2 protein-coding genes are annotated in these 3,292 nt (G+C 69.0%); both read right to left on the reverse strand.

The genetic code is table 11. The features are described from left to right. Positions 1 to 539: 539 nt before the first annotated feature. Entirely contained in the window at positions 540 to 1,601 is a 1,062-nt protein-coding gene (locus AC08OO_RS21680; protein WP_476611615.1) for a 2-oxoacid:ferredoxin oxidoreductase subunit beta, read from the reverse strand. Continuing rightward, positions 1,598 to 3,292, reverse strand: a 1,695-nt coding sequence (locus AC08OO_RS21685; RefSeq protein ID WP_476618985.1) for a 2-oxoacid:acceptor oxidoreductase subunit alpha, incomplete at its 5' end; no start/stop codon positions are given. The genes AC08OO_RS21685 and AC08OO_RS21680, both read right to left, overlap by 4 nt.

Below are 3,292 nucleotides of genomic sequence, written 5' to 3' on the forward strand. Positions count from 1 at the left end.
CGGGGTCGGCGGTGGGACCGACGCGGCCGCCGCGGTGGAGGTCGTCGGCGCCGTGGCCGAATGGCGGCCGGTGGCCTGCCTGGCGGCTCCCTGGCGCTGGCGTGAATGCCGACCGGCCGAATGATTACCCACGGCGACCTCCGGGAGCGGTCCGGACGACGACGCCGACCGAGTCGCGGGGTTGCCCGGCGCGACCGGCCGTGATCGGAACGGTCATGTTGATGGTGCCCCTGGGCGAACGCGGACTCGCCACGGACCGCGGGCATAGGGCTCGATGAACCCGCACTGCGCCTCCGGCTGCATCGGTGTTGTGAGCCCCCCCGGGCCACACGGCACCCCCACGCGCGATGTCACCTTACCGGAAGGTGCCGGAGCGGCGCACTCCCCGGCAGATAGCTGCCAAGCGGCATTATCAATGACATAGTTCTGTGGTAATGCGGGCTCTGCCCGGCCGTCTGGGGCGCGGGGCCGCGCGCACGCCCCGGCCGGCCGGGCCACGGGCTGTGGAGTGCTGATCAGATCAGCGGACGGCTTTCAGATCACCCGATGGTCCAGGTCTCCCCACCAGCGACCAGCGACATCAGGTCCCCGTCGCCCTGGCGGGTCTTGGCGTCGGCGATCTGGGCGTTCAACGCCTCGTCGTAGGTCGGCGCGTCGACGTCGCGGAAGATGCCGATCGGGGTGACGCCGTGCGAGTCACCGGTGAGCCGGGACAGCGCGAACGCCTGGCTCGGATCGGCCGCCCAGGCGTCGTGGACGAGGACGTCCGGGCCGCCCGCCGGGACGACCTCGAGGCTGCCGTCCGGCGCCCGTCGAATGGCCTTGTCGCCCTCGGTGCCGAAGACGAGGGGCTCGCCGTGGGCCAGCTTCAGCGTCACGTCGTCCCGGCTGGTCCGGTCCTTGAGCGGGTCGAAGGCGCCGTCGTTGAAGATGTTGCAGTTCTGGAAGATCTCTACGAAGGCGGTGCCGGGGTGCTCCGCGGCCGCGCGCAGCACCGAGGTCAGGTGCGCCCGGTCGGAGTCGATGGACCGTCCGACGAACGTGGCCTCCGCCCCCAGCGCCAGCGACACGGGGTTGTACGGCCGGTCCAGCGAGCCGAACGGCGTCGACTTGGTGATCTTGCCGATCTCGGACGTGGGGGAATACTGCCCCTTCGTCAGTCCGTAGATCCGGTTGTTGAACATGAGGATCTTCAGGTTGACGTTGCGGCGCAGCGCGTGCAGCAGGTGGTTCCCACCGATCGACAGGGCGTCGCCGTCCCCGGTGACGACCCAGACCGACAGGTCGGGACGGGAGGCGGCGAGCCCGGTGGCGATCGCCGGCGCCCGGCCGTGAATGGAGTGCATCCCGTACGTCTGCAGATAGTAGGGGAACCGTGAGGAACAGCCGATTCCGGAGATGAAGACGATGTTCTCCCGGGCCACCCCGAGATCAGGCAGGAACCCCTGGACGGTGGCGAGAATGGCGTAGTCGCCACATCCCGGGCACCACCGCACTTCCTGGTCGGAGGTGAAGTCCTTGCGGCTCTGCTGGGCCGGCGCGGCCGGCACCAGGTCGAGTAGCCGGTTACTGATGCCGCTGCGATTCGTCGTGACGGTCACTGGTTGATCACGTCCTCCAAGACGCCCGCCAGCTCCGCGGCCTTGAAGGGCAGCCCGCGAACCTGGTTGTAGCCGATCGCGTCGACGAGGTACTCGGCCCGGATCAGGGTCCTCAGCTGCCCGAGGTTCATCTCGGGAATCAGCACCTTGTCGTACGACCGCAGGATGTCCCCGGTGTTGGCGGGGAAGGGGTTGAGATGACGCAGGTGCGCCTGAGCGACGTGCATGCCCTTGGCGCGGACCCGGCGGCAGCCGGCCGCGATCGGGCCGTAGGTGGAGCCCCAGCCGAGGACGAGCAGCCGGGCCTGCCCGGACGGGTCCTCCACCTCCAGCGGCGCGACATCGTTCGCGATACCGTCGATCTTCGCCGCGCGCAGCCGCACCATCCGGTCGTGGTTGGCCGGATCGTAGGAGATGGCACCCTGGCCGTCCGACTTCTCGATGCCGCCGATGCGGTGCTCCAGACCCGCCGTGCCGGGGACTGCCCACGGCCGGGCGAGGGTCTCCGGATCACGCAGGTAGGGCCAGAACTCCGGCCCCTTCGGCCCGGTGTGGTTCGGCTCGGTGGCGAAGGCGACACTCAGGTCCGGCAGCTCCGAGCGGGTCGGCAGCAGCCACGGCTCCGAGCCGTTCGCCAGGTAGCCGTCGGAGAGCAGGAACACCGGCGTGCGGTACTTGGTGGCCAGGCGGGCGGCCTCGATCGCGGCGTTGAAGCAGTCCGCCGGGGAGCGCGGCGCGACGATCGGAACCGGAGCCTCGCCGTTGCGGCCGAACATCGCCTGGAGTAGATCGGCCTGTTCGGTCTTGGTGGGCAGGCCGGTGGACGGACCGCCGCGCTGGATGTCGACGATCACGAGCGGCAGTTCGAGACTGACCGCGAGGCCGATGGTCTCGCTTTTGAGCGCGACACCCGGGCCGGAGGTCGTCGTCACGCCGAGTGATCCGCCGAAGGAGGCACCGAGCGCGGCGCCGATGCCGGCGATCTCATCCTCGGCCTGGAAGGTCCGCACGCCGAACCGCTTGTGCCGGCTCAGCTCGTGCAGGATGTCCGAGGCCGGGGTGATCGGGTAGGAGCCGAGGAACACCGGCAGGCCGGTCAGCTCGCCGGCGGCGATCAGACCGTAGGACAGTGCCGTGTTCCCGGTGATCCGTCGGTAGGTACCGGCCTTCATCCGGGCCGGCGCCACCTCGTAGGTGACCGAGAAGGACTCGGTGGTCTCGCCGTAGTTGAAGCCGGCACGGAAGGCCGCGACGTTCGCCGCGGCGATCTCGGGCCGTTTGGCGAACTTCTTCTCCAGGAAGCCGACGGTGCTCTCGGTCGGCCGATGGTACAGCCAGCTCATGAGGCCCAGGGCGAACATGTTCTTCGCTCGTTCGGCCTCCTTCTTGTTGACCCCGGCGCCGACACCCTCGGCGGCGTGCACCGCGTTGATGGTCATCGAGGTGAGCGGCACCCGATGCACCGTGTAGGCATCCAGCGTGCCGTCGGTCAGCGGATCCGTCGTATAGCCGGCTTTCTTGAGGTTGCCGCCGGTGAATGCATCGGTGTTGACAATGAGATTGGCCCCCGGCGGCAGATCCTTCAGATTCGCCTTCAGGGCCGCCGGGTTCATTGCAACCAGTACGTCCGGTGCGTCACCCGGGGTGAGAATGTCGTGATCGGAAAAATGTAGCTGGAAGCCGGACACGCC

This window comes from Frankia sp. CeCAU1 (genome assembly GCF_977971845.1).